We start from the raw sequence: 24,615 nt of genomic DNA, 5'->3' as shown, positions 1-24,615 counted from the left end.
AGGTTTTTTCGAGCGCTCCCGTCAGGCGTTTATTGCGCGCGCGAGCGCGGCCTTGCGGGTCGAATCGTGCGCAGGAGCGGCGAGCATCATGAGCATTCTGGTTATCGAAGACGATCCGAAAACCGGCGACTATCTGAAGAAGGGCTTGCGCGAGAATGGCTACGCGGTAGACCTCGCGCGCACCGGCACGGACGGCCTTCACCTGGCGCTCGGGCACGACTACGAACTCGTGGTGCTCGACGTGATGCTGCCCGGCATCGATGGTTGGGAAATCATGCGGGCATTGCGCGCGCGACGCGATTTGCGGGTGATTTTCCTGACCGCGCGCGATCAGGTCAGCGACCGCATTCGCGGTCTGGAACTCGGCGCCGACGACTATCTGGTCAAGCCGTTCTCGTTTACCGAGTTGGTGCTGCGCATTCGCACGCTGTTGCGCCGTGGGGTGATCCGCGAAAGCGACGTGTTCGAAGTCGCCGACTTGAAGCTCGACGTATTGCGCCGCCGGGTCACGCGCGAGGGCGTCGACATTCCGCTGACCAACAAGGAGTTCATGCTGCTGCATCTACTGGTGCGCCGCGAGGGCGAAGCGCTGTCGCGTTCGCAGATCGCGTCGGAAGTGTGGGACATGAATTTCGATAGCGACACCAACGTGGTCGACGTGGCGATCAAGCGCCTGCGCGCGAAGGTCGATCACCCGTTCGAGAAGAAGCTGATTCACACGGTGCGCAGCATCGGCTACGCGTTCGGCGACGGCGCATGAGACTCTGGACCGAACGCTCGCTGATCGCGCGCACCACGTTGCTGTTCGCGCTGATCGCCTGCGCGGTGATCGGTTCGCTCGGCGCGTATTTCTATCATTCCGCCGAAGTCGCGCTGCAACGCCGCGCCGATGTCGTGCTGAGCGGCCGCGTCGAGCATTTCAGCCGCATCGTGCACGACCTTTACTCGGTCAGCGAATTGAAGAAGCGTCCGCTGCTGTTCGAGACGATGCTCGGCGCGGAGGAGGACGTGCTGATCTTCCGGCGGCCGGGCGAAGCGCCGTTCGTCGACGTGAATCCGGGCGGGCTCGCGGTGCCTGATTTGCCGCTCGCCCCGGCAGGTGATCCGCCGCGCGCCATCGACGTCCGTCGGACGCACCTTCCCGACGGCGTGCCGGTGCATTGGGCGATCGCGACCGCGACAGCGCGCGAGGATGGCACCGAAGTCGAGGTGATCGCCGGCCATCCGATGACACACGAAATGCGCATGCTGGCCGAGTACCGCAACCGCATCGTGCTGGCGACGCTGAGCGGCATGCTGGCTGCGACGCTGCTCGCTTACTGCGTGCTGCGCCGCGCGCTGCGACCGGTGCGCGAGATCGCCACCCGCGCCGCGCAAATCAGCCCGACGAATCTGACGGTGCGGCTCGACGATCAAGCGGCGCCGGTGGAACTGCGTCAACTCACGCACGCGTTCAACGCGATGCTCGATCGTCTCGCCGACGGGTATCAACGCCTGCAGCAGTTTTCCGCCGATCTCGCACACGAGATTCGCACACCAGTCGGCGCGCTGGTCGGCCAGACCCAGGTGGCGCTCGCGCAGCCGCGCGAACCCGACGAGTATCAGCAACTGCTCGAATCGAATCTGGAGGAGCTGAATCGCCTGAGCCATATCGCGGAGAACATTCTGTTTCTCGCGCATGCGGATCATGCGGCGTTGTCGATCGAGCGGCAGCCGGTCGATCTGCGTGGCGAGCTCGTCAGAATCGCCGACTATTTCGAAGGCCTGGCCGACGAACGCGGCATGCGTTTCGAAGTCGACGCGGCAGGCATCGCGTCGGCCAATCCGATGCTGTGCCGCCGCGCGATCAACAATCTGGTCGTCAATGCGGTGCGTTACGGCGCGGGCGGCACGATCGTGCGCCTGCGCGGCGAGCAAGACCAGGCGGGCGCGCTGGTGACGGTCGAGAACGAGGGCGAGCCGATTCCGGCCGCGCAACTCGACCGGCTGTTCGATCGCTTCTATCGCGGCGACGCGGCGCGCAGCGCGTTCACGGAATCGAACGGACTCGGGCTCGCGATCGTGAAGGCGATCATGCATCTGCATGGCGGCAGCGCGCGCGTGGTGTGTCCGCTGCCGGGCGTGGTGCGTTTCGAGCTGCGCTTTCCGGGCGCGTGACTTGTTCGCGGCGTAGGTCCGGCGCCGCGTCAGACGCCGCCGCCTATACTTTTCAAAGCGCTTTGAAAGGATCGTTCGCTGCCGACCTCACCAGGAGTCGCATCATGGTCAAGCTCGCTTTGTATGTCCGTCTGGAAGCCAAGCCCGGCAAGGAAAAGGAAGTCGAGGCGTTTCTGCTCGGCGGCCTGCCGCTCGTCGAGCAGGAACCGGCCACCGCAGCGTGGTTCGGTCTGAAACTCGGTCCGTCGATCTACGCCATTTTCGATGCGTTCGACGACGAAGCCGGCCGCGACGCGCATCTGAACGGCAAGGTCGCGGCCGCGTTGATGGAGAAGGCGGCCGAGCTGTTCGCGTCGCCGCCGAGCATCGTCAGGCTGGATGTGCTGGCAGCCAAGCTGCCGGGCTGAGTGAGCTCGAGCGTCGAGCGTTGCGCCGGCGTGGCGAACGCCTGACGCCCTCGGCCGTTACTTCGCCGGCGCGTCCACGCCCGCCTGCGCGTCGTAGTGCGCGCGCTTTTCCTCATACATCAGCAGATCGGCGCGCTGCACGCCCGCTTCCAGCCGATCGCCGCGCTGGCAGGTCGCCGCGCCCATCGAGAAGCTCAGCGGCGAGCCCGGATAGAACTGGTTGTTCATCTCGACCAGCTGGCGAATCGCGTCGATCATCGCCGCGCCACCGCGCTCGTCGGTATCGGGCATCAGGATCGCGAACTCGTCGCCGCCGATCCGCGCCGCGTGGAACGGCGACTCCATCGCCTTCGCGAGCACTTCGCCAGCCCGCCGCAGCAGCGCGTCGCCGGCCGCGTGGCCGAGCTGATCGTTCACCCGCTTCAGGCCGTTCAGGTCGGCCATGATGATCGTGACGGGCCACGGTCCCTTGCGTTCCAGCCGGTTCAGTTCGTCGACGTAGAACGAGCGGTTGCGCAGCTTGGTCAGCACGTCGTGCTTGCCGAGGAATTCCAGGTAGGCCTCGGCCTTCTTGCGCGCGGTGATATCGGTCAGCGCGACGAGCACGAGATCCCAGTCCCGCTCGTGGCCGGGCAGCACCGAGAATTGCAGGTGTACGTGAACCTCGTTGCCGTCGAGTGAATAGTTGAGCACCTCGCGCTGCTGGAACAGCTTGTTGTCCCACAGGTCGATCAGCTGCTCGCGGAAATGCGGGCGCATCTCGTCGCGGAACACGTCGGCGAGGCGCGCCAGCAGCGTCTTCTTGTCCTTCGCGCCGAACATACCCAGCGTGTGGTGGTTGACGTCGAGCACATGGATTTCCGCCATGCAGCGTTCGACGAACTCGGGATGGACGTCGGTAAACACCCGGAAATCGTTGATGCCGGCCGCGCGCGCGCCGTCGAGCAGGCGTTTGACCGCGCTGAAATCTTCGACCCACAGCGATACCGGCGAATGTTCGAAGAGCCCGCGCGCGTATTCTTCCGCTTCCGCGACACGGCGCCGCGCGCCTTCGAGCTCGGTGATGTCTTCGGTCGACACCAGCACGCGGTCCCAGCGTTGCTCGTGACCGGGCAGCACCGCACCCTTGAGCAGCACGTCGAGCCGCCGTCCGCCGAGCGTGTAGTTGACCGTGTGGCTCGTGAAGTTCGATTGTCCGGCCCAGAGCTGGCACAGCTCCTCGAGGTGCGTTTTCAGCATGTCGTCACGGAACACCGACGCGAGGTTGCTCGTCAGCGTGTCGAAATCGGCGGCCTCGAATTGCGTGAGCGTCTGCCGATTGACCTTGATCACGCGGATGCGGTGAGCGCATTCCGCAACGCGGCGCGGGTCTGCGGCGAAATGGGCGCGCAGATCGGTCACGCCCGCGGCTCGCCATTCATCGAACAACGCGCGCACGCCGCTGAAATCTTCGAGCCACAGCGACACCGGCGCGAGTTCGAACATTCCGGAGTCGTCGTTGATGGGCGCGGCGCCGCCCGTGAGGGTATCCAGCATTAGGTTCTCGGATTCGGAAGTGCGGCTATTTTAGACAGGTTGGCGCCGGCCGAAAATGAAAGACGATTGGCCTGTCGTTTTTGCGCAGATGGCCCTGGCGAGTGACGGTGGTCCGCTATTTCTGATCGTCGCGCGCCGCGCGCGTGCCGATGTACTCGTACTCCTCGGTATTGAGCCGCGAAATGCGCAGTTCCACCGCGCTGCGGTGATACGAGTACGCGATGCGCCGAATCTCGAGCAGCGGCGCGCCGACATCGACGCCAAGCTGCGCGCTTTCGAGCTCATTGGCGAGCGCAACGCTCACACGCTCATCGGTCTCGACCACGTTGATGCCGAAACCGTCCTGATAGAAGTTGTACAGCGTGTTCGGCCGGTTGCGCAGCTTGCTTTCGGTCAAGCCGGGAAACAGCGCTTCGGGCACGGTGATATGTTCGATCAGCACGGTCTTGCCGTGCAGCGCGAGCCCGTTGACGAACTGCAGCACGCGCGCGCCGGTCTCGATACCGAGCGCGGCGACCGCCTCGCGCGACGCTCGCGCCTTCTTGAACCCGATCAGCGTGACGACCGGGTAGGCCTTGTCGCCGTCGCGCCGCACGATGCGAAAGAAGCGGAAGAAGTGCCGGTCGCGCTGATGCATCGCCACGAAGGTGCCGAGCCCCTGATGACGGATCAGAATGTTCTCGGCGCACAGTTCGTCGATGGCTTTGCGCAGCGTGCCGATCGACACGCCGAAGCGTTCGGCAAGGCGCTTTTCCGAAGGAATGCATTCGCCGCCTTTCCATTCGCCGGCCGCGAGCGCCGCGAGAATCGCGCTCTTGACCTCCTTGTACCGTGTGGCGCCCACTGCGGGCGCGTTGATCGCGAGCGTGCTCATGAAAACCTCTGGGATACGCGAGTCGTAGCTCGCCTGCGTTGAACCTGGCCTGATTCTAAACGACCAGGTCATCTAATACATCTGGATGAATCGTATGTTGTCGGCGATTCGCGACAGCGGCATGGGTCTTCATTCAGTCCTCTAACACATATATATGACCTAGTTGACATTGAGTAAGTGGACGCCTAGTATCGATTCACCGCGGCGCACCTGACTGCGCTGCCCCGGCGGCACCCTCACCGCATTCAAACTACGAATGGAGACGCTCATGAGCAATCCCACGGCAGACATCAACGACACCGCAGCGGGCGCGTCGGCGCCACGCAGAACGATCCACATTGTGCTGCACGAGGCGAAAGACACGGTCGGCGTGGCGGTGGTCGAGGGCATCAAGGCGGGCATGCAGCTCAACGCATGGATCATGGACGACGACGCAATCGTCACCGTGCCGGCGAAGCAGGACATTCCGATCGGTCACAAGGTCGCGCTGAAGGACATGGCCGTCGGCGACACGGTGTTCAAGTACGGCGTCGACATCGGCAAGGTGGTCGCGCCGATCAAGGCCGGCGAGCACGCGCACGTGCACAACATCAAGACGAAGCGCTGGTAAGCAACGCGCGCAATTGCTGCCTGTTTTGCCGCATCCCGCTTCGCGGCATCGGGCCGCCCCTCACTGGCAACCCGAACGAGAGAGAAACCATGAGCGTGATTGACCTGGATACCACTTTCCGCGGCTATCGTCGCGACAACGGCCGCGTGGGCGTACGCAACCACGTGATCATCCTGCCGGTCGACGACCTGTCCAATGCCGCGGCACAGGCGGTCGAACACAACATCAAGGGGACCATGGCGCTGCCGCATCCGTATGGGCGGCTGCAATTCGGCGCCGACCTCGAACTGCATTTCCGCACGCTGATCGGCGCGGGCAGCAATCCGAACGTCGCGGCGGTGGTCGTGATCGGGATCGAGGAGGGCTGGACCAAGCGCGTCGTCGACGGTATTGCGAAAACCGGCAAGCCGGTGATGGGCTTCGGCATCGAACTGCATGGCGATCACGACACGATCATGCGCGCGTCGAAGGCCGCGAAGGAAATGGTGCAGTATGCGACCTCGCTCGATCGCGAGGCGTGCCCGATCTCGGAGCTATGGGTGTCGACCAAGTGCGGCGAGTCGGACACCACGTCGGGCTGCGGCTCGAACCCGACCGTCGGCAATGCGTTCGACAAACTCTACGGCCTCGGCACCACGCTCGTATTCGGCGAAACCTCGGAGCTCACGGGCGGCGAGCAGATCGTCGCCGCGCGCTGCGCGAACGACGGCGTGCGCGAGCGCTTCCAGTTCATGTTCGACCGCTACCAGGACATGATCAACCGCTGGAAAACCGATGACCTGTCCGAGTCGCAGCCGACCAAGGGCAATATCGCGGGCGGCCTGACGACGATCGAGGAAAAGGCGCTCGGCAACATCCAGAAGATCGGCAAGAAGTGCATGGTCGATGGCGTGCTGGACAAAGCCGAGGAGCCGACGCATTCGGGACTGTGGTTCATGGATTCGTCATCGGCCGCGGCCGAGATGGTGACCTTGTGCGCGGCATCGGGCTTCGTCGTGCATTTCTTCCCGACGGGACAAGGCAACGTGATCGGCAATCCGATCGTGCCGGTCATCAAGATCTGCGCGAATCCGCGCACGGTCCGCACGATGGGCGAGCATATCGACGTGGATGTGACCGGCATTCTGCAGCGTGAGCAGAACCTCGACCAGAGCGGCGACAAACTGCTCCAATGCATGATGGCGACGATCAACGGCCGTTTCACCGCAGCCGAAGCGCTCGGTCATCGCGAGTTCGTCCTGACGCGTCTGTTCGAAAGCGCCTGACACGGGCGGCTTGGCCGCCGCGGCGAGCCGCACGGCTCGCGCGCCGCGGTCCCCACCTTCCCGGCGCATGCCGGCACGGAGAAGCGGCCAACGATGCCCCCGTGACCGGCAGCTCATGCGGCAGTGGCGCCGGCTCGACATCTGGCAGCAGCGAGTGGAGGAGACACCATCTTGCGCGTGCTCAAACATCTCTACGTGCAGGTCCTGATCGGACTTGCGGCTGGCATTCTCGTCGGTCATTTCGCGCCCGTGTTCGGCGTGCAGATGAAACCGCTCGGCGACTGTGTGTGCGGGCGCTTTTAGTACTCTACAAAACCGAAATGACCCTGAGAGAACTCACTCTTTCGGCAAGCCAATCGTTATAGAAGAAGTCGGTGGGATTGTAGGGCATTGCAATCAGGCAGCGCAGGTGGTGGCGAAACTCCAGATGTCCCCGTAGATTGGTCGCGTTTGGGCAATCACCTCTTCAGCATGGCCTCGCGGGCTTCCCGAACCTGCCGGGCGGCCTCGATGTCAGTAAGACGCTGTGCTTCCTGCTGCAGGCCATTGAGTGTGACGCCGTCGCGCAGGAAGTTGCTGGCACCTTCGAGCACCGCGCGCACGCACGCAACGGTGCGGATTCCTGTTTCGTCCAACTTGAGGATCATCCCGTGACGATCAACACCCTCAGGTGTTCCCTGGCAACCGGAGCACGATGTCGCTCGTATCAGGGTCAACATCGGCTGAAAACGCGTCCCACCCCGGTATGAAGAAGCAATGGCGCATGTTTGATTCTAATGGCTCGGCAGCGGTTGACATAGACTTTGATTCCCACCACGGGCAGTCTAATCCGCATGCACATAACTGGGATGGCAACGTGCGCGATCAAGGTTGGCCCGTTTCAATTCTCCCTTAGTGAGGCAAACTGTGACAGATATTGACGCAACGCTCCACGCGTATGATTACTTCCATGACTGGCATGTCGAAAGCATCGTGCTACAAAATGAATCTGACTTGACTTGTCCTGACACATTGATTCTGGGTCTCAAACTCGGTGCGCGTCGAGTCACGGCCACCTTTCAAGGAGTGACCCGTCTAGGGCTCGAGAACGGCGGTACAGTCAATATCGTGCTGTCGATGGAGAGGGCACGGCCGAACACGCAAGTTGAAGCACTTGCACGCAATCTGTTGAAGTGCTCATTGCCGGGTAAAAGAACAGCTCAACACATTGTCTATCTGCATCCGACTGCCGGCTTTGCGATCGCTATAGAGTTCGATTTGTTCATCATCCGGGAACATGCATAGTGGAGACGAATATGCCGCCCCTCACAAGTCGTTTTTTTTTGTGCCTCTCTCTTCGGCCGCTTCTACAATCAACCCGCCATGCCGGAGACATGCGCCGCCCACTCTTCCTTCACGGGCAGCGCTGTTCGAGCAGGTCAGTCTTGTGATAGGCCACATCAACCTTGTTCGCAACCATATGCGAGCGCGCCCACTCGACAAAATTCCAGTTAAATCTTTAGTCCCCGTCATAACCATAAAATGAGCGAACCAGATACCGAAACGACAAGCCCAAAAGAGCTTGCTGCCGAATCCATCGTACAACGCGGCCCGATGCGGCAGGGCAACTATCCTGCACGTCGTCGAGCCAAAATCCTGCATTGATCTCGGCGAGGGGAACAGCAGGCGCATCGTTTTAGCCCGGGTCGACGCGGCGGCTGAATGCGACCTTTTCGGACCTCACGGCCTAGATTAGTTGCCACGGTCGCTTTGCGACCTTACGGGAATACTCACATCCACGCCGCTCGCTCCTCACCTCCCGCTACCCGCACGCCCCCACCTCCCCGCACGCGGTACAAAAATCGCAGCCATCCTTGCGAATCACCGCATTCGCGCCACACGAAGCGCATTTGCGTCCGAGCATCGTGTGCAGCCCTTGCGTGCCGTTCGGCTGCAGCAACGCGTCGGCGCTATCCGCCGGATTCGGACGCAGGCCGAAATCGGCGGACAGCGCCAAGTCTGTTTTCATTTGTCCGCGCGGCAAACGCGCAAGCATCCGCGATGCGACCTGATTGCCCTCGGCGTCGAGAAAGCCGCGTCGATACAGGATCTGCTGGATCGCGAACGCGAGCGCCGCCACTTCGGAATCGTGCCAGCGCGGCGCGCGATGACCGTCGAGCCGCTGCACGTCGCCAAGCCGCACCTGGCCGCGATCCCACGACACCTTGCGCATATCCTGCAGATTGCGCGCGACGAAGCCGCCGCGCGCGGCCAGCGACAGCGAACGCATCGTCGCGGTGATCCATTGCTGCGACTCGTCGCGCTGACCGACCGGAATGAAGAATTCGATCGGCCGCTCGATCGTCACGTCCTCGCCGCCGAGCCGCCCCGTCACCTCGATGAACGACACTGCGACATACAGCGACTTCTTGCCGGCCTGCGTCAGATACTCGACCTTCTCGATGATCGCCGGCAATTCGCCCCTCGGCCGATGATCGATCGCGATACGCAGCGGGTCCTGATCCATCTCGGCGAGCGTGTCGTCGGCCTGCGCGGACGACACGCTCAGCACCGCGCCGAGCGTGTCGTTCGGGCGATAGGTGGCAAGGCCCTTCAGCCCGTTTTTCCATGCATCGAAGTAGAGGCTTTCGAACGCGTCGAATGGATAGTCGGCGGGCACGTTGACGGTCTTCGAGATCGATGTGTCGACGTACGGCTGCACGGCCGCCATCATGTCGAGATGGTCGCGCGCGGACATCTGCAGCGCGCTGACGAAATAGTCGGGCAGGCGGGTCACATCGCCGCCGAGCTCGCGATAAAGCCGGTATGCGTAGTCCTCGACGTCGAACGATTCGCGGCCGCCGTCGGCCATCTCCTTCATGCGCGTATAGGTCCACGAGAACGCCGGCTCGATGCCGTTCGACGCGTTGTCCGCGAACGCGAGGCTCACGGTGCCGGTCGGCGCGATCGACAGCAGGTGGCTGTTGCGGATGCCGTCGCGGCGGATCGCCTGCTTGATGTCGTCGGGCAGACGCGATGCGAAGGTGCCGGCTTCCAGATAGCGCGCGGCGTCGAACAGCTCGAACGCGCCGCGCTCCTTCGCGAGTTCGACCGACGCGCGATACGCTTCGTCGCGCATCAAGCGCGCGATGCGTACCGCGAAATCGCGGCCTTCCTGCGAGTTGTAGCGCAGGCCCATCATCACCAGCGTATCGCCGAGGCCGGTGAAGCCGACGCCGATGCGCCGCTTCGCGCGCGATTCGGCGTATTGCTCGGGCAGCGGCCACAGCGTGACGTCGAGCACGTCGTCGAGAAAGCGCACCTGCGTGCGGGTGCGGCGTGCGAGGCCGTCCCAGTCGAACGATGGCTGGCGCCCCTGCATCTGCGCGAACGGATCGACGACGAAGCGCGTCAGATTGAGCGGTCCGAGGTTGCAGCAGCCGTAGGCGGGCAGCGGCTGCTCGCCGCACGGATTGGTCGCGCGGATCGTTTCGACCGCGCGCAGATTGTTGTCCTCGTTCATCCGCGAGATGAACACGATGCCGGGCTCGGCGACGTCGTACGTCGAACGCATGATGCGGTCCCAGATCGCGCGCGCTGGACGTTCGCTATAGACCCACAGGCCGTCATCGCGCTGCCGCACGTCGCCGGCCGCGCGCAGCGCCGGCGACGGCTCGGCGCGATGGACCAGTTGCCACGGCTCGTCGTTCTCGACCGCGCGCATGAATTCGTCGGTGACGCCGACCGACACGTTGAAGTTGTTCCAGCGCCCCTTCGAATGCTTGGCCTCGATGAATTCGAGCAGGTCCGGATGGTTGCAGTCGAGCACCGCCATCTGCGCGCCGCGCCGCGAGCCCGCGCTTTCGACGGTGCGGCACGATGCGTCGAACACGTCCATGTAGCTGCACGGACCCGAGGCGGCCGAGCTGGTCGTGTGAACCCGCGCGCCCTTCGGCCGGATCGCGGAGAAGTTGTAGCCGACGCCGCCGCCGCGGCGCATCGTTTCGGCCGCCTGCAGCAGCGCGACGTAGATGCCCGGCAAACCCTGTTCATCGACGCCCTGAATCGAATCGCCGACCGGCTGCACGAAGCAGTTGATCAGCGTCGCGGCGATGCCGCTGCCCGCCGCGCTCATGATGCGGCCCGCGCCGAGCGCGCCGTGGCGCATATTGTCGAAGAACTGTTCCTCGACCGACGCGCGCAACTCGGGCGGCTCGGCCTCGGCGACGCCGCGCGCGACGCGGCGATACACGTCGTCGGCGGATTGCTCGTCGCCCTTCGCATACTTTTCGAGCAGCACGTCGAGCGAGAACTGCTGCGGCGGGATCAGCGAAGCGGGAGGAGCGGAGGAAGCGGAAGGCGTGGAAGCGGCGGTGGCCGCGCGGGTTTGCGGCGTGTCTTCTGCCATGATCGGCCCTCAAACGGCGTCGCGGCGGGCGCGGCGCGGTGGTGGAAGGCGCGCAGCCGGCGCCGGATAGCGAGCCGGCAGTCGGGCGGGCGCAACGAGTCCACCTTAACGCACGAGGCGCGGGGCGGCAACCGTGAGCGGGGGCAGCGCGGCGGCGGATCATGCGATGCCGCGGCGGCCGGGCACACGGTCGTTAAGGGGCGCATGGGCGGTAGGGAGACAGACGGGGTTGAAACTCGCGCTCCGGCCGCGGTAGTCGGGAACGTTCCGTGCGTCAGGCCGCTTCGAGCAGCGGTTCGAGAATTTCCGCGCAGATCATCGCGGACGCATTCGATGGCGCTGGGCGCTCGGCCGGCTTGAACACCGGGTCACCGCGGCGGATCTTGCGGCGCGACACCGCGCAGGTGCCAGACGAATGCGCCGAGCGGCGGCGCCAGCGCTGTTCACCGTAGTGGCAGCGGCCCGGCTCGACCCAGCGGATCACCAGCGTCGTGTCGGAGCTCTCCAGAATTTCGATGCGTACGCCATTGCTACCGTCGAGGGGGATGGACTCCAGGGTCATCATCGACTCCGTATTGTGGAGTGCCGAATTTAGTCCCGTGCGCGCCGGATAGCCATTGTGTCATCGTTGAAACACCGTTCCGGAATTAGCAATAATCACACTTGACATTTGCGACTTGCTGAAATGACGGGCGTTACAAGCATTTTTATGTGATTTTTTAATAATGCACATTTTTGCAACGCTGTGTTGCATATGGCGCGACGAGGAGGGCCGCCGGGAAAAGGGCGGCAACGCTTCCTTTAAGATGTTGGGTGTCGGGCGGCGAACTGAGCCGTCAGTGTAGCGGGTTTGAATTTTTCAGGTCGGCTCGTGCGCACACTGTTCAAAAAACACCAGAGTTCACATGATTCCACGCCCTCCCGCCGTCCCGCCCAACTCTCCCGAACCGTCGTCCGTCGCCGTCGAGCGCCAGAAAAAGCAGAGGGCCGCGTCGGTCGTGCTCTATATCGGGCTCGTGCTGCTCGCATTGTGGGTGGTGCGCGATTTCATCGTGGTGGTGGCGTGGGCGGCGGTCGTCGCGATTGCGCTGTGGCCGCTGCTGCACAAGGTGGCGGGGAGCCGCTGGTTCAGGGGGCGCACGACCCTGCTCGCGACCGTCTTCACGCTGCTGATTGCCGTGCTCGTGCTGCTGCCGCTCGGGCTCGGCATCGCGCAGGCGCTGCGCGAGGCGCATGAACTGAACGAATGGTTCCGCAGCGCGCAGGAGAACGGCATCCCGCTGCCGGACTTCATCAACCGTCTGCCGTTCGGCGTGCAGCAGATCAGCTCGTGGTGGCAGGCCAATCTCGCTCAGCCGCTGCGCGACTCGGCGGCGATGAAAGGCTTGCACAGCGAAACGGTGATGACGCTCGGCCGGCATTTCGGCGCTCGCGCCGCGCATGCGGCGATGGTGTTCGCGTTCATGCTGGTCACACTGTTCGTGATTTTTCAGGCGGGGCCGCGCCTGTCCGGCTCGTTGCTGAAGGCCGCGCGACGCGGTTTCGGCGATAGCGGCGCGGACCTCGTCGCGCATATGGGGACCGCGGTGCGCGCCACCGTGTCGGGCTTGATCGTGGTCGGCGTCGGCGAGGGCCTGCTGCTTGGCGTCGCGTACTTCGTGACCGGCGTGCCGCATGCGGCGCTGCTCGGCTTCGTGACGGCGATCGCCGCGATGCTGCCGTTCTGCGCGCCGATCGTATTCGGTCTCGCGGCGCTGTGGCTGCTCGTGCAGGGCTCGATGGTCGCAGCGGCCGGGCTGCTGATATTCGGCGCGGTCGTCGTGTTCGTCGCCGAGCACTTCGTGCGGCCGGTGCTGATCGGCAACTCGACGCGCCTGCCGTTTCTGCTCGTGCTGTTCGGCATTCTCGGCGGCGCCGAGACGTTCGGGCTGCTGGGGATTTTCATCGGCCCCGCGTTGATGACGGTGCTGATGGTGCTGTGGACCGATCTCGTGGAGTAGCGCCGGCTCAAGGCCGCTGATTCGACGGATGCTCCAGCGCCGGCGGCTTCACGCAGCCGAGCGTGTATTTGAGCGCGGCTGGCAACAGCGCGCTCCATACGTCCCACGTGTGGCCGCCGTCGATGATCCGCAGCGCCGCCGGATTGCCCGCGAGCCGCAGACGGGTGTACAGCAGCGACGCGTCGGCCTGGATGTCGAGGTCGTCGTCGCCGGCTGCGATGAACATCGGCAGGCGATACGGCTGGCTCATATAGCGGTCCCACTGCGCCGGGTAGTTGAGCTCGTGCCAGATGCGCGGATCGAACTGGTGCTCGCCGAACACGCCGACCCGCCGCGCCGCCGACGCGCGCGGCGGCTCGTTCGCGTAGATCGCGGGACTCAGCAGCAGCGCGCCGCAAAACATCTCGGGCTGCGTCAGCGCGTAGCGCAGCGCGCCGAAGCCGCCCATCGATACGCCGCCGATCATCCGGCCGCCGCGCTGCGTCGCGACCGCGTAGTGCGTTTCGATCTCGGGCAGCAGATCGCCGAAGAACGCGCTCTCCATCTTTTCCTTGCGGTCGACGTACCAGTCCGTGCCGCCTTGCGGCATCACGATCACGACCGGTGCAATCTCCTTGCGCTCGATCAGCGTGTCGGCGGCACTCTGCAGATGACCTTGCGCGAGCCAGTCGTTGGCGTCGCCGTTATTGCCGTGCAGCAGGTAGAGCACCGGCAGGCGCGGACCGTCCGCGCGATAGCCGGCCGGCAGGTAGATCGTGTAGTTCCAGTCGCGGCCGAGCGCATCGGAATGGAAGCTGCGGCTCGCGACCGTGCTCGCGAACGCGGGCGCGCCGACGGCGGAGGCAAGCAGTGCGAGGGCGAAACAGAGGAATCGACGCATGTCAGTGAGGATGGCCGGCTGGCGCGGGATTCGCGCGCGGCCGTCATCCTATCAGCATTGGCGCCAGATTTGAGATGGGAAGTGGCGGACAGGCGGACGGCGCTTTATGCGCGCAAGGTTCTTCAGCCCGAGGTCCGCAGCCGCCCTTCAACGAACCGCGCGACGAAGCGCTTCAGCGGCTCCACGCCCAGCGCGACGGCAAACAGCGCGCCAACCGCGGCCGCATCGGCGAGCAGTCCGAGCGGATAGTTCAGGTAACCATCGGTCGCCGCGTAGAGCACCGAGTCGATCACCAGCGAAATCACAGCGCCGGCAATGAAGCACAGCAAGCCCTGACGGCCGATCAAGCCGACCCACGGCAGCCGCCCCGCGACCTTCTTCGCCCAGCCGAGCTCGATCAGATTGGCGACGAGCCACGCGATCGCGAGGAAGTTGCCCGCGCGCAGATAGGACAGATTCTGCTTGAGGCTTCCGGGAAGGGGCGCGTGCAGCAGAACCAGCTTGTAGTAGGCGGCGCCCACGACCACCGCGAACGCCAGCACGCTGACGAGCCAGCCGGATCGATGCGCGCGGGTTCGCTGATACACCGGCTGGCAGCGCGCGAGCACGCCGAGCACGAACAACAGTTGCCACGCGAACGGGTTGAAGTCCCAGTGCATGTCGGGCGCGGCGGGCAGGTACTTGTTGATCGCCGGCGCGCCGGCCCACAGCGCGACGCTGCCGGCGACCAGCAGCCACGGCTTGCTGCGCGCGAGCGGCAGGATTGCGGGGACCAGCAGCGCGAAGAAAGCGTACATCGGCAGCACCGACGCGAGGTACGGCTGGCGGCGCAGCAGCACGATGTCGCGCAGTGCGGCGAGCGGCGTGTCGATCAGGTCGTCGAGATCGGTCGTGGCGAGATTCGGCCCGTCGATGCTGAATGCGGTGAGCACCGCGCTGACCAGCAACATCAGCCCGGCGGTGACGAGAAACGCGCGATAGATCTCGAACGAGCGGCGCACGAAGCGGCCGCGCGCGACCGTCTCGTTGCGCCGCTCGGCGAGCGTCGCATAGGCGGTGGCGGTCGCGAAGCCGCCGAGGAACACGAACACTTCGGCGGCATCGCACAGCGCGTACGCATGCAGCGTCACGCGCGACAGAATGCTGCCGCCGATGTGATCGACCACGATGATCAGCAGAACCAGGCCGCGGAAAAAGTCCAGTTCGATCAGGCGGGAGGAGGGCTTGTCAGGCATTGTTCGAGTCAAAAGCAGCCCCGTGCGACGGCGCGCTGATCCAGCGCGGCGGGCGTCTCACAAGGCTTTCTAATATGGGATTGGGTGCTGCGGCGGGAAGGCGATCCGGGTTGGCGTCGCCTGTGGTCCGCGTCGCCGACTTCGGCCGCCGTTTCTAGGTGGCGGGTGAGCGGGCTGTAAAGAGGACCTGCGCTGCGGCATCGAGTTCCGTTGCATGGCAGCAGAGGCAGGGGATTATATTTCTTTTCATGACAATCACGCAGCGAGACCGGCAGCCGCGGCTGCCGTTTACCTGAACCGACCTTACGAAAAAAGAGGAAACAACGCGCAGTGGAGAATTAGCAACATTCCCGATGCTTGGCGCATCCACTCATGGACGGCCGGACGATGTCATGTGAGGATTTCTGGAAAGCGCAGCCATTGGAGCAGTCCTCAGAACTGCTGGGAAAGTGATGAGAATAAAAAGCAAAGAGAACAAAGCGGCCGGATCGAGTTGTCCTATCACTCGAGGTGCAGGGAGATCATCATGAACAAGCAAGTGTTCGCGCTGGCTGTCTCCGTTGCTGCGTCTTCCGTTCTTGCCGTGCCTGCCGTCGCGCAGACTAGCGTCACGCTGTATGGCGTGATCGACGAAGGCATCAACTACACGAACAATGTCGGCCACGGCCATGTTTATGAACTCGCCAGCGGCCTTGCACAGGGGAGCCGCTGGGGCCTGAAGGGCGCCGAGGATCTCGGGGGTGGACTGAAGGCGATCTTCCAGCTCGAGAATGGTTTCGATCTGAATTCCGGGCGGCTCGGGCAGGGCGGCCGCCTGTTCGGCCGCCAGGCTTTCGTCGGACTCAGTTCGCAGGCGTACGGCACCCTAACGTTTGGCCGACAATACGATTCGGTCGTCGATTATCTGGCGCAGACAACGGCCAACGGCAATTGGGGCGGTCAACTGTTCTCGCATCCGTACGACAACGACAACACCGACAACACGTTCCGCCTGAACAACACCGTCAAGTACGCGAGCCCGTCGATCTCGGGCTTCCAGTTTGGCGGCACCTACAGCTTCAGCAACGACACGAGCTTCGCCAACAATCGCGCGTACAGTTTCGGCGGCCAGTACACGTATGGCGGGCTGCTGGTCGCGGCGGCCTATCTGCAGGCCGACAATCCTGGCGGCAGTGCGAACGGCGCGGTCGCCACGAACGACGCCGGCTTCGTCGCGACGCGCATGCGCGTGTTCGGCGGCGGCATCACCTATACGTTCGGACCGGCGACGGCGGGCTTCGTCTACAGCAACTCGAACTATCTGGAGCCGACCGCAAACGGTTATCTCGGCATCGAGCCGTTAGTTCCACTCGTGCCCGTCACGCCGCCGGGCGTGCTGCTGAACTCGCTCAAGTACCAGAACTTCGAGATCAACGGCAAGTATCAGATCTCGCCGGTGCTGTTCGTCGGCGCGCAGTACGTGTACACGATGGAAACCTACGACGCATCGAACGGCGGCGTGAAGCCGCGCATCCATACGTTCGGGCTGATGGCCGACTACAACCTGTCCAAGCGCACCGACGTCTATCTGCAGGGCGCCTATCAACAGGTCGCCGGCGATTCCACACTGTCGATCCTCGATTTCGCATTCATCCCCGGCACGCAGTCGCCGTCGTCGACGTCGAAGCAGGTCGTCGTGCGCGCGGCGATCCGGCATAAGTTCTAGTTCGTTGCTCGTCGAACGCGGATCGGCCAGCCTTCGAATTTCGAAGGCTGGCTTTTTGTGCTCTCCGCCTCGACCGATGACTATTCAAGTTCCCCCCGCATCTGCCGATAAGCCGAAGGTCAACGAGTCTGAACGCGCCGCGGCGAAGCGGCGATGTGTGCGTCGTTGATGTGCCGAAACACGTGCCGTCGTAACGCGGAAACACGGCTCGTAACGTCTGTATCAGAGTGTGTGGCGCGGCGCGTTTTTATTAAACGGCACTTTAGAATTCCGCCAGAAATTTGATCGGCAAGCAGGCACGGAGTGAGCGCCCTTCGAGGCAGCTTCGCCATGTCGTCGGGAAGGCCGCGCGTCCGAAGATCGCGCGCCTTGTCAGCGGCAGCGGCGTATCCGGCTTGCGCATCTATACAGCAGGAGTCGGACAGAATGAGAAAGCGTTTCGACAGAACGATCCTGGCCGGTCTCGCCGGCGCATGGGTCGCGCTGGCCGTCAGCGGTTGCGCGAACGTCGGGCAGCCGAATGCGCAGAACGATGTGGCAAACAGCACCAGCGCAGCGTCCGGCGTGCCGGCGGCGAATGCGACGGGGACAGGGTCTGGCGATGCGGCGGCAGCCGCGCCGCTGTCGATCGATGCCAGCGATAACGTGCCGCTGAAAAAGTCGCCGCCGCTCGTGTATCGGGTCAGGCGCGGCGACACGCTCGCGCGGGTCGCGCAGCGTCACCACATCAGCGTCAAGCAGTTGCAGGCATGGAACGGGCTGAAGGCGTCGGCGCGGCTGAAGCCGGGGCAGGTGCTGCACGTTGCGTCGCCGGAGACGGTGCGCGCGGTGAAGGCGGCCAATGCGGCGGCCGCCGCGAAGGCGGCGGGGTCCGCGGCGCCCAGTGCTTCACAAGCGACAGCGCCAACGTCGGCACAAGCTTCGACGCAGTCCGCAGCACCCGCTCCGGATGCCGCGGAAGTCCGCCAGGTCACGCAGGAAACCCGCCGGCATGCGAGCAGCGTGACGCTCGCGTGGCCTGCCGCGGGCAGCGTCGTCGAAGCGTTTCAGCCGGGCGAAACACGCGGCATCGAGATCGGCGGCAAAGCGGGCGATCCGGTGCGAGCCGCCGCCGACGGCAAGGTGATGTACGCGGGCACCGGACTGAACAGCTACGGCAGCCTGATCATCGTCGAACACAACAAGGATTTTCTGACCGCGTATTCGCACAACCGCAAGCTGCTGGTGAAGATGGGCGACATCGTCCGCAAGGGGCAGCAGATCGCGGAGATGGGCGACGAGAACAACTCGCGTGTGTCGGTCGGGTTCGAAGTGCGGCACGACGGTAAGCCGGTCGATCCGCTGCGTTACCTGCCGCAGGGGCGCAGTTGAGCTTTGGCGTTCCCGCAAAAGCTCACCTTGAATTTATTCAGCTAACCCAGGTAATCTGGTCGGCCGCGCCTTCCAGGCGGTAGATAAATCGTTGCCAAAGTACCTTCACGTCAGAGCATTTCGCTCAATTTACGCAAAAGTACCGGCCATCGACGATGCCACACCGACGTGCGGCCGCTTATCAACGGTGAGGAAATGCAGGAGCCGGCAAGCAGCGCACGCGCCGTCGCCGTGCTCCGCGCGAATCGCCGTTAGCTCGTTTGCACGGCGCGCAGCAAACGCGATACCTCGCCGTGGTAATGCAGGATCGCCGGATCGGCCTGCAACAGCGGCAGATAACGCGGCAGGAAGTGGTTGTTCGGTTGCTCGGGCGAGAACAGTCCGATCACGGCCTCGGCCGTCGCGAGACGGTCGCCGGCCTCGGCCTCCGCGTCGTCGAGAGTCTCATCGACGCTCGCGATCACCGTTGAAAGCGGTGTCAGCCAGCGAAACCCCGAACCGTTGATCAGCACCTGCAGGAATGCCGCCGGCGTCACCGGGCCGAACTCCTTTTCGTATACGGCGCGTTCGTGATCGAGAATCGCCTTGTGCAGCGCAAGCAATGGTCGGCGAACATCCGTGAGGAATTGAATGCATTGCGGGTCGTTCATCGGCGGCTCCAGCGGCTGAGGTGACACGACGGAATCGCGCGTCGCAACACCACTCAATGCGATGCAGCGGGTCGCGCGACGGATCGATCCATCGATGGTAACGCATCGCCCCAGCCGGCACATGCGATCCACCCCGCATAGCATGCGATGTGCCGCCTGGCACCGCCAAAGCGTAGTTCTTTCGACACGACTACAATCGGCCGGTTTTCTGTCGACACCCGCTCGATCACAGGCCGCTTTTCATCGCGGATTAGCGCGACATGCCGAACAAAACGGCGCATGTTCGCGCTCTGGTGCGGTGTCGCGATCTAAACCGCGTGACCACGACAACATCCCCACCGGAGCCGCTCATGACAACGCTCAATATCAACGGCGAAACCCATACCGTCGATGCCCCGCCCGACATGCCCCTGCTGTGGGTGCTGCGCGATCTCGTCGGGCTGACCGGCACCAAGTTCGGCTGCGGCATCGCGCAATGCGGCGCGTGCACCGTGCATCTCGATGGCGTCGCGGTGCGTTCGTGCGTGTTCCCGGCGGCGGCGGTCGGCGACGGCAAGGTCGTCACGATCGAAGCGGTCGGCGCCACGCCCACGGGCCAGAAAGTGCAGCAGGCCTGGCGTGAACTCGACGTGGTGCAGTGCGGCTACTGTCAGTCCGGGCAGGTGATGTCGGCGGCGTCGCTGCTCGCGCGCAATCCCAATCCGAGCGACGCCGACATCGACGCCGCGATGGCGGGCAACATCTGCCGCTGCGGCACCTATCACCGCGTGCGCGCGGCGATCAAGCAAGCTGCGAAGGGGGCCTGACATGTCCCAGGGATTGCTCGATGCGCAGAATGGCGCGCAGCCGACCGACACCAACACGCGGCATGCACACGGCATCTCGCGGCGCACGTTCCTCAAATTCGGCGCGACGGTCGGCGCGGCGGCTGGCGGCGGTCTGCTGCTCGGCTTCAGCATGCCGGCCGCGAGCCAGGATCAGAAGTCGGGCAAGAGCGTGATCGGCGGCGATGCGAACGAGGCGCCGCAAAGCGGCGTGTTCGCGCCGAACGCGTTCATCCAGATCGACACCGCCGGCAAGGTCTCGCTCGTGATACCGAAGGTCGAGATGGGTCAGGGCGTCTATACGTCGATTCCGATGCTGATCGCCGAAGAACTCGAAGTCCCACTCGACTCGGTCACCCTCGATCACGCGCCGCCCAACGAAAAGCTCTTCATGGACCCGCTGCTCGGCGGGCAGTTGACCGGCGGCTCGACGTCGATCCGCTTCGCGTGGGAGCCGATGCGCCGCGCCGGCGCGACTGCGCGCGCGATGCTGATCAACGCGGCCGCGCAGCAGTGGCAGGTCGATCCGGCCAGTTGCCATGCGCAAGGCGGGCAGGTGATCCACGCGGCCAGCAATCGCAGCGCGAGCTATGGTCAGCTCGCGCAGGCGGCGTCGGCGCTTCCCGCGCCGCAGAACGTGGCGTTGAAAGACCCGAAGGATTTCAAGCTGATCGGCACGCCGGCGAAGCGTCTCGATTCGCCGGAGAAAGTCGACGGCACCGCGCAGTTCGGCCTCGACGTGCGCTTGCCCGGCATGGTCTACGCGGCGATCGCGAACTGCCCGGTGTTCGGCGGCACGCTCGCGAGCGTCGACGCTGCGCATGCGAAGCAGATTCCCGGCGTGCGCGAAGTCATCAAGCTCGACAACGCGGTCGCGGTGATCGGGGACCACACGTGGGCCGCTAAGCGCGGTTTGCAGGCGCTCGACATCAAGTGGAACGAAGGCGCGGGCGCGCAGGTAACGATGAAGCGCATCGTCGACGACCTCGCGGCGGCCTCGCAACACGGCGGCGCGGTGGCGCGCAAGGACGGCGACGTCGGCCGCGCGTTCGGCGATGCGAAGTCGCGCGTCGACGCGGTCTACCAGCAGCCGTTCCTCGCGCACGCGACGATGGAGCCGGTCAACGCCACGGTCCACGTGCGCGGCGACGCGTGCGAAATCTGGCTCGGCTCGCAGGTGCCGACGCGCGTCGTCGATGCGTCGGCCGCGGTCACGGGCTTGCCTGCCGACAAGATCATCGTGCACAACCATCTGCTCGGCGGCGGCTTTGGGCGGCGGCTCGAAACCGACATGGTCACGCAGGCCGTGAAGGTCGGCAAGCAGGTGTCGACGCCGGTCAAGGTGCTGTGGACGCGAGAGGAAGACATCCAGCACGACATGTACCGGCCGTACTACTACGACACGATCTCGGCCGGGCTCGACGCGAATGGCAAACCGATCGCGTGGCAGCATCGCATTGCCGGTTCGTCGATCATGGCGCGCTTTGCGCCACCCGCGTTCAAGAACGGGCTCGACCCCGACGCGGTGGAAGTCGCCGCCGATCTGCCGTACGACCTGCCGAACCAGCTGGTCGACTACGTGCGCGTGGAACCGCACGCGGTGCCCACCGCGTTCTGGCGCGGCGTCGGGCCGACGCGCGGCACGTTCGTCGTCGAGAGCTTCATCGACGAGCTCGCCGCGCACGCGAAGATCGATCCGGTGCAGTACCGGCGCAATCTGCTCGGCAAATCGCCGCGCGCGCTGAACGTGCTGAACGTGGCCGCGCAGGCCGGCAACTGGGGCAGCGCGCTGCCGAAGGGGCAAGGGCGCGGCATCTCGGTGATGCACGCGTTCGGCAGCTTCTTCGCGATCGTCGTCGAGGTCGCGGTCGAGCAGGGCGAGGTGACGGTCAAGCGCGTGAACTGCGCGGTCGATTGCGGGATGTACGTGAATCCGAACACGATCGAGGCGCAGGTGCAGGGCGGCATCATCTTTGGCATCACGGCGGCGCTTTATAGCGAGATCACGATCAAGGACGGCCGCGTCGAGCAGAACAACTTCACCGACTACCGGATTCTGCGCATCAACGAGACGCCGCCGATCGACGTGCATCTCGTGAAGAGCGGCGAAGCGCCCGGCGGCATCGGCGAACCGGGCACCGCGGCGCTCGCGCCCGCGCTGACCAATGCGATCTATGCGGCCACCGGCACGCGGCTGCGGCAGTTGCCGGTTGGCCGTCAACTGCACAGCGCGTAACGCGCAAGGAGCCCGACATGAAAAACATGCTGAAGGGTCTTGGCGCGGCGCTGTGCGTCGCCTTGCCGTTGCTCGCGCAAGCGCCTGCTGATGCCGCGACTCCGGCGGGTGCCGGCGCAGCCGATCAAGCGCTCGTGCAACGCGGCGCCTATCTCGCTCAACTCGGCGATTGCGCGGCTTGCCACACCGCGCCGAAAGGCAAGCCGTTCGCTGGCGGTCTGCCGATGAACACGCCGATGGGCCGCATCTACGTGACCAACATCACGCCCGATGCGCAGGCCGGCATCGGCGGCTACACGGAAGCGGACTTCGCGCGAGCGCTGCGCGAGGGCGTCGCGAAAGACGGGCACAACCTGTATCCGGCGATGCCGTACCCGTCCTACGCGAAGGTCAACGATGACGACGTGAAGGCGCTGTACGCGTTCTTCATGCACGGCGTCGCACCGGTGCAGCAGGCGAATCGCGAGTCCGACATCAAGTGGCCGCTGAACATGCGCTGGCCGCTGATGTTCTGGAATATGGCGTTTTTGCAGAAGGGCGCGTATCGCGACAAGCCGGGCAAGGACGTCGCGTGGAATCGGGGCGCGTATCTGGTGCAAGGGCTCGGACATTGCGGGTCGTGTCACACGCCGCGCGGCGTTGCGTTCCAGGAAAGCGCGCTCGACGAAAGCGGCAGCGCGTTCCTGAGCGGCGCGCTGCTCGACGGCTGGTTCGCGTCGAACCTGACCGGCGAGCACAACAGCGGGCTCGGCCGCTGGAGCGACGAGGATCTGCGCACGTTCCTGAAGACCGGCGCGAATCGCCATGCGTCGGCGTTCGGCGCGATGACAAGCGTGATCAACAACAGCACGCAAGCGCTGAGCGATCAGGACGTCGCGGCGGTGTCGGCGTATCTGAAGTCGCTGCCGCCGGTCGGCGGCAACGGCGCGCCGGCCTATACGTACGATCCGCAGGCGACGAAAGTGTCGCTCGATCGCCCCGCGAACGATGCCGGCGCGCGCGTCTATACCGCGTATTGCATGCATTGCCACGGTGTCGACGGACGCGGCTTCGCGCCGATGCTCGCGCCGCTTGCCGGCAATCCGAACGTGCTCGCGAAGGACGCATCGTCGCTGATCAACGTGACGCTGAACGGCACCGGCGATCTCGTGATCAACGGCGTGCCGTCGCCGTACCCGATGCCCGGCTTCGCGGCGGTGCTCGACGATAAGCAGATCGCCGATGTGCTGAGCTTCGTGCGCGCGGGCTGGAACAACGGCGCACCGGCGGTTGGGGCGGCGGAGGTGGCGAAGTTGCGGCAATCGACGCAGGCGGGGCGGTGATCGAGAGGTGAGTGCGGCGGAACGCAAAAGCGGCAACCCATGCGGCGCGGGGTTGCCGCTTTTTGGGCAAGAGCGCTTCCGCGCGATCAGCGTGGCGTCGAGTCGTTCAGATAGATGCCTGCCGACAGTCCAGCCTTCACCTGCCGCGTGAATTCGTCGGTGGACACTTCCTCCGAGCCTGCCTCGATAGCCTCATACGCCTGGCGCACGACGTCGGCCGGCGTTGCCTTCGGAACTTCCAGGTCGCGCACCAGATCCGTATCGATAAAGCCAGCATGCAGCCCGATGACCTGCGTGCGTTGCTCGCGCAGCGATTGGCGCAGGCCGTTGGTCAGCGCCCACGCGGCCGACTTCGAAACGCCGTAGGCAGACAGAATCGGCCGGTTCACCCAGCTCGCGACCGACAGCACGTTCAGGATCGCGCCGCCGCCGTTCACGGCGAGGTTCCCCGCGAACGCACGTGACATCGCCAACATGCCAAAGACATTGGTTTCGAAGTGATCGCGCAACGCGTCGAGCGCGCCGTCGTCCGTCAGGCTGCCGAGTCGCGCGATGCCCGCGTTGTTGATGAGCAGGGTGACGTCGCGAGCCGCATCGGCAGCCGCGGCCACGGCCGCCGGATCGGTCACGTCGAGCTTGACGGGGACGACTCCAGGCAAGGTCACGCTGGCTGGATCGCGGGCGCCCGCATAGACCTTCCGCGCCCCTCGTTGGAGCGCCTGTTTCGCGAACTCGAGGCCAAGCCCGCGGTTCGCGCCCGTCACGAAAACGACAGCATCTTCGATCTTCATAGTCCTTCCTTTCACGTGGTGAGTCACATGCACGCCAGCTCGCGGTACGCGTGAGATGTGGTGGAAACGAGGCTGCATTCGCTAACCGAGCCGTTGCGCCGCGCCTTTCCCGCGCAGCAGCCAATCGCGTCGCGCAGCCAGCGCCGGATGGCTTATGTCGGACGATTCGTGAGCTCTCACGCGTCGCATATGACAATGGGCGCAGCATATAACTATGATATTCATACCGTCAAGTGCGGCGAGGCTCTGGGTGAACATTCGTTTTCGCTATTGATTGATCGCATGCGATTAAATCTTTTGCGATTGACAACGGACGCGTCTTTGTCCATTATTCGACGCAAGCGATTACATCGCATGCGATCTAA

Annotated in this window: 21 protein-coding genes and 1 pseudogene; 13 read left to right on the top strand and 9 right to left on the bottom strand. The window is 64.4% G+C overall.

Annotated elements, in window-relative coordinates; genetic code table 11:
- Nucleotides 1–88: 88 nt before the first annotated feature.
- From AB3X94_RS28710 to AB3X94_RS28700, 3 genes are all read left to right on the top strand, one after another.
- On the top strand, nt 89–760 hold the full coding sequence (locus tag AB3X94_RS28710; RefSeq protein ID WP_368613358.1) for a heavy metal response regulator transcription factor: 672 nt from the start codon (nt 89–91) through the stop codon (nt 758–760).
- Nucleotides 757–2,157: a heavy metal sensor histidine kinase gene (locus AB3X94_RS28705; protein WP_368613357.1), complete on the top strand. Its 1,401-nt coding sequence runs from the start codon at nt 757–759 to the stop codon at nt 2,155–2,157. The genes AB3X94_RS28710 and AB3X94_RS28705 overlap by 4 nt, the downstream gene beginning before the upstream one ends.
- Nucleotides 2,158–2,261: 104 nt before the next feature.
- Nucleotides 2,262–2,564, top strand: a complete 303-nt coding sequence (locus tag AB3X94_RS28700; protein WP_176384599.1) for a putative quinol monooxygenase — start codon at nt 2,262–2,264, stop codon at nt 2,562–2,564.
- 57 nt (nt 2,565–2,621) lie between these two features.
- Here the strand turns inward: AB3X94_RS28700 and AB3X94_RS28695 are convergent, their stop codons facing one another.
- On the bottom strand, nt 2,622–4,100 hold the full coding sequence (locus AB3X94_RS28695; RefSeq protein WP_368613356.1) for a diguanylate cyclase: 1,479 nt from the start codon (nt 4,098–4,100) through the stop codon (nt 2,622–2,624).
- A gap of 115 nt (nt 4,101–4,215) precedes the next feature.
- The gene (locus tag AB3X94_RS28690) at nt 4,216–4,974 is read right to left on the bottom strand and encodes a GntR family transcriptional regulator (RefSeq protein WP_368613355.1); all 759 of its coding nucleotides are present in this window, start codon (nt 4,972–4,974) and stop codon (nt 4,216–4,218) included.
- Between the two features lie 268 nt (nt 4,975–5,242).
- Here AB3X94_RS28690 and AB3X94_RS28685 point away from each other — a divergent pair, with 268 nt between their 5' ends.
- The 3 genes and pseudogenes from AB3X94_RS28685 to AB3X94_RS28675 form a co-directional block, all read left to right on the top strand.
- Nucleotides 5,243–5,584: a UxaA family hydrolase gene (locus AB3X94_RS28685; protein WP_217709839.1), complete on the top strand. Its 342-nt coding sequence runs from the start codon at nt 5,243–5,245 to the stop codon at nt 5,582–5,584.
- An 89-nt stretch (nt 5,585–5,673) separates the two neighbouring features.
- On the top strand, nt 5,674–6,849 hold the full coding sequence (locus AB3X94_RS28680) for a UxaA family hydrolase (RefSeq protein ID WP_368591622.1): 1,176 nt from the start codon (nt 5,674–5,676) through the stop codon (nt 6,847–6,849).
- A 171-nt stretch (nt 6,850–7,020) separates the two neighbouring features.
- Nucleotides 7,021–7,131 (top strand): annotated as a pseudogene (locus tag AB3X94_RS28675) (dicarboxylate symporter family protein); the annotation flags it as partial.
- 176 nt (nt 7,132–7,307) lie between these two features.
- Here the strand turns inward: AB3X94_RS28675 and AB3X94_RS28670 are convergent.
- Nucleotides 7,308–7,496: a hypothetical protein gene (locus tag AB3X94_RS28670; protein ID WP_368613354.1), complete on the bottom strand. Its 189-nt coding sequence runs from the start codon at nt 7,494–7,496 to the stop codon at nt 7,308–7,310.
- Nucleotides 7,497–7,755: 259 nt separating this feature from the next.
- On the opposite strand from AB3X94_RS28670, the gene AB3X94_RS28665 reads away from it, so the two are divergent.
- A complete protein-coding gene (locus tag AB3X94_RS28665; protein ID WP_176105750.1) occupies nt 7,756–8,133 on the top strand; it encodes a hypothetical protein in 378 nt (125 codons plus the stop codon).
- 517 nt (nt 8,134–8,650) lie between these two features.
- Here the strand turns inward: AB3X94_RS28665 and AB3X94_RS28660 are convergent.
- Nucleotides 8,651–11,236: an adenosylcobalamin-dependent ribonucleoside-diphosphate reductase gene (locus tag AB3X94_RS28660; protein ID WP_368613353.1), complete on the bottom strand. Its 2,586-nt coding sequence runs from the start codon at nt 11,234–11,236 to the stop codon at nt 8,651–8,653.
- Nucleotides 11,237–11,510: 274 nt separating this feature from the next.
- On the bottom strand, nt 11,511–11,798 hold the full coding sequence (locus tag AB3X94_RS28655; protein WP_013091570.1) for a DUF3331 domain-containing protein: 288 nt from the start codon (nt 11,796–11,798) through the stop codon (nt 11,511–11,513).
- A gap of 343 nt (nt 11,799–12,141) precedes the next feature.
- Here AB3X94_RS28655 and AB3X94_RS28650 point away from each other — a divergent pair, with 343 nt between their 5' ends.
- A complete protein-coding gene (locus AB3X94_RS28650; protein ID WP_368613352.1) occupies nt 12,142–13,236 on the top strand; it encodes an AI-2E family transporter in 1,095 nt (364 codons plus the stop codon).
- A gap of 7 nt (nt 13,237–13,243) precedes the next feature.
- Here the strand turns inward: AB3X94_RS28650 and AB3X94_RS28645 are convergent, their stop codons facing one another.
- Both AB3X94_RS28645 and AB3X94_RS28640 read right to left on the bottom strand, forming a co-directional pair.
- Entirely contained in the window at nt 13,244–14,116 is an 873-nt protein-coding gene (locus AB3X94_RS28645; RefSeq protein ID WP_368613351.1) for an alpha/beta hydrolase, read from the bottom strand.
- A 122-nt stretch (nt 14,117–14,238) separates the two neighbouring features.
- A complete protein-coding gene (locus tag AB3X94_RS28640) occupies nt 14,239–15,351 on the bottom strand; it encodes an OpgC domain-containing protein (RefSeq protein ID WP_368613350.1) in 1,113 nt (370 codons plus the stop codon).
- Between the two features lie 526 nt (nt 15,352–15,877).
- Between AB3X94_RS28640 and AB3X94_RS28635 the strand changes: the two genes are divergently transcribed.
- Nucleotides 15,878–17,056, top strand: a complete 1,179-nt coding sequence (locus tag AB3X94_RS28635; protein WP_176105755.1) for a porin — start codon at nt 15,878–15,880, stop codon at nt 17,054–17,056.
- A 426-nt stretch (nt 17,057–17,482) separates the two neighbouring features.
- Nucleotides 17,483–18,427 carry a peptidoglycan DD-metalloendopeptidase family protein gene (locus AB3X94_RS28630; RefSeq protein ID WP_176105756.1) on the top strand — a complete coding sequence of 315 codons (945 nt, stop codon included), beginning with the start codon at nt 17,483–17,485 and terminating at the stop codon, nt 18,425–18,427.
- A gap of 251 nt (nt 18,428–18,678) precedes the next feature.
- Here the strand turns inward: AB3X94_RS28630 and AB3X94_RS28625 are convergent, their stop codons facing one another.
- Nucleotides 18,679–19,077, bottom strand: a complete 399-nt coding sequence (locus AB3X94_RS28625) for a hypothetical protein (protein ID WP_176105757.1) — start codon at nt 19,075–19,077, stop codon at nt 18,679–18,681.
- Between the two features lie 350 nt (nt 19,078–19,427).
- On the opposite strand from AB3X94_RS28625, the gene AB3X94_RS28620 reads away from it, so the two are divergent.
- The 3 genes from AB3X94_RS28620 to AB3X94_RS28610 are packed head-to-tail and all read left to right on the top strand — an operon-like array spanning nt 19,428 to nt 23,459.
- On the top strand, nt 19,428–19,883 hold the full coding sequence (locus AB3X94_RS28620; RefSeq protein ID WP_368613349.1) for a (2Fe-2S)-binding protein: 456 nt from the start codon (nt 19,428–19,430) through the stop codon (nt 19,881–19,883).
- 1 nt (nt 19,884) lies between these two features.
- Entirely contained in the window at nt 19,885–22,137 is a 2,253-nt protein-coding gene (locus tag AB3X94_RS28615; protein WP_368613348.1) for a molybdopterin cofactor-binding domain-containing protein, read from the top strand.
- 17 nt (nt 22,138–22,154) lie between these two features.
- Nucleotides 22,155–23,459, top strand: coding sequence for a cytochrome c (locus tag AB3X94_RS28610; protein ID WP_368613347.1), 1,305 nt, complete (start codon nt 22,155–22,157; stop codon nt 23,457–23,459).
- A gap of 86 nt (nt 23,460–23,545) precedes the next feature.
- Here AB3X94_RS28610 and AB3X94_RS28605 read toward each other — a convergent pair whose 3' ends face one another.
- Complete coding sequence (locus AB3X94_RS28605) at nt 23,546–24,250, bottom strand: SDR family oxidoreductase (RefSeq protein WP_368613346.1); 705 nt, start codon at nt 24,248–24,250, stop codon at nt 23,546–23,548.
- Nucleotides 24,251–24,615: the final 365 nt, after the last annotated feature.

Source organism: Paraburkholderia sp. BR10923 (genome assembly GCF_040948765.1).
Taxonomy (GTDB): Bacteria; Pseudomonadota; Gammaproteobacteria; order Burkholderiales; family Burkholderiaceae; genus Paraburkholderia; species Paraburkholderia youngii.
This window is presented reverse-complemented; position numbering and strand designations above follow the sequence as displayed.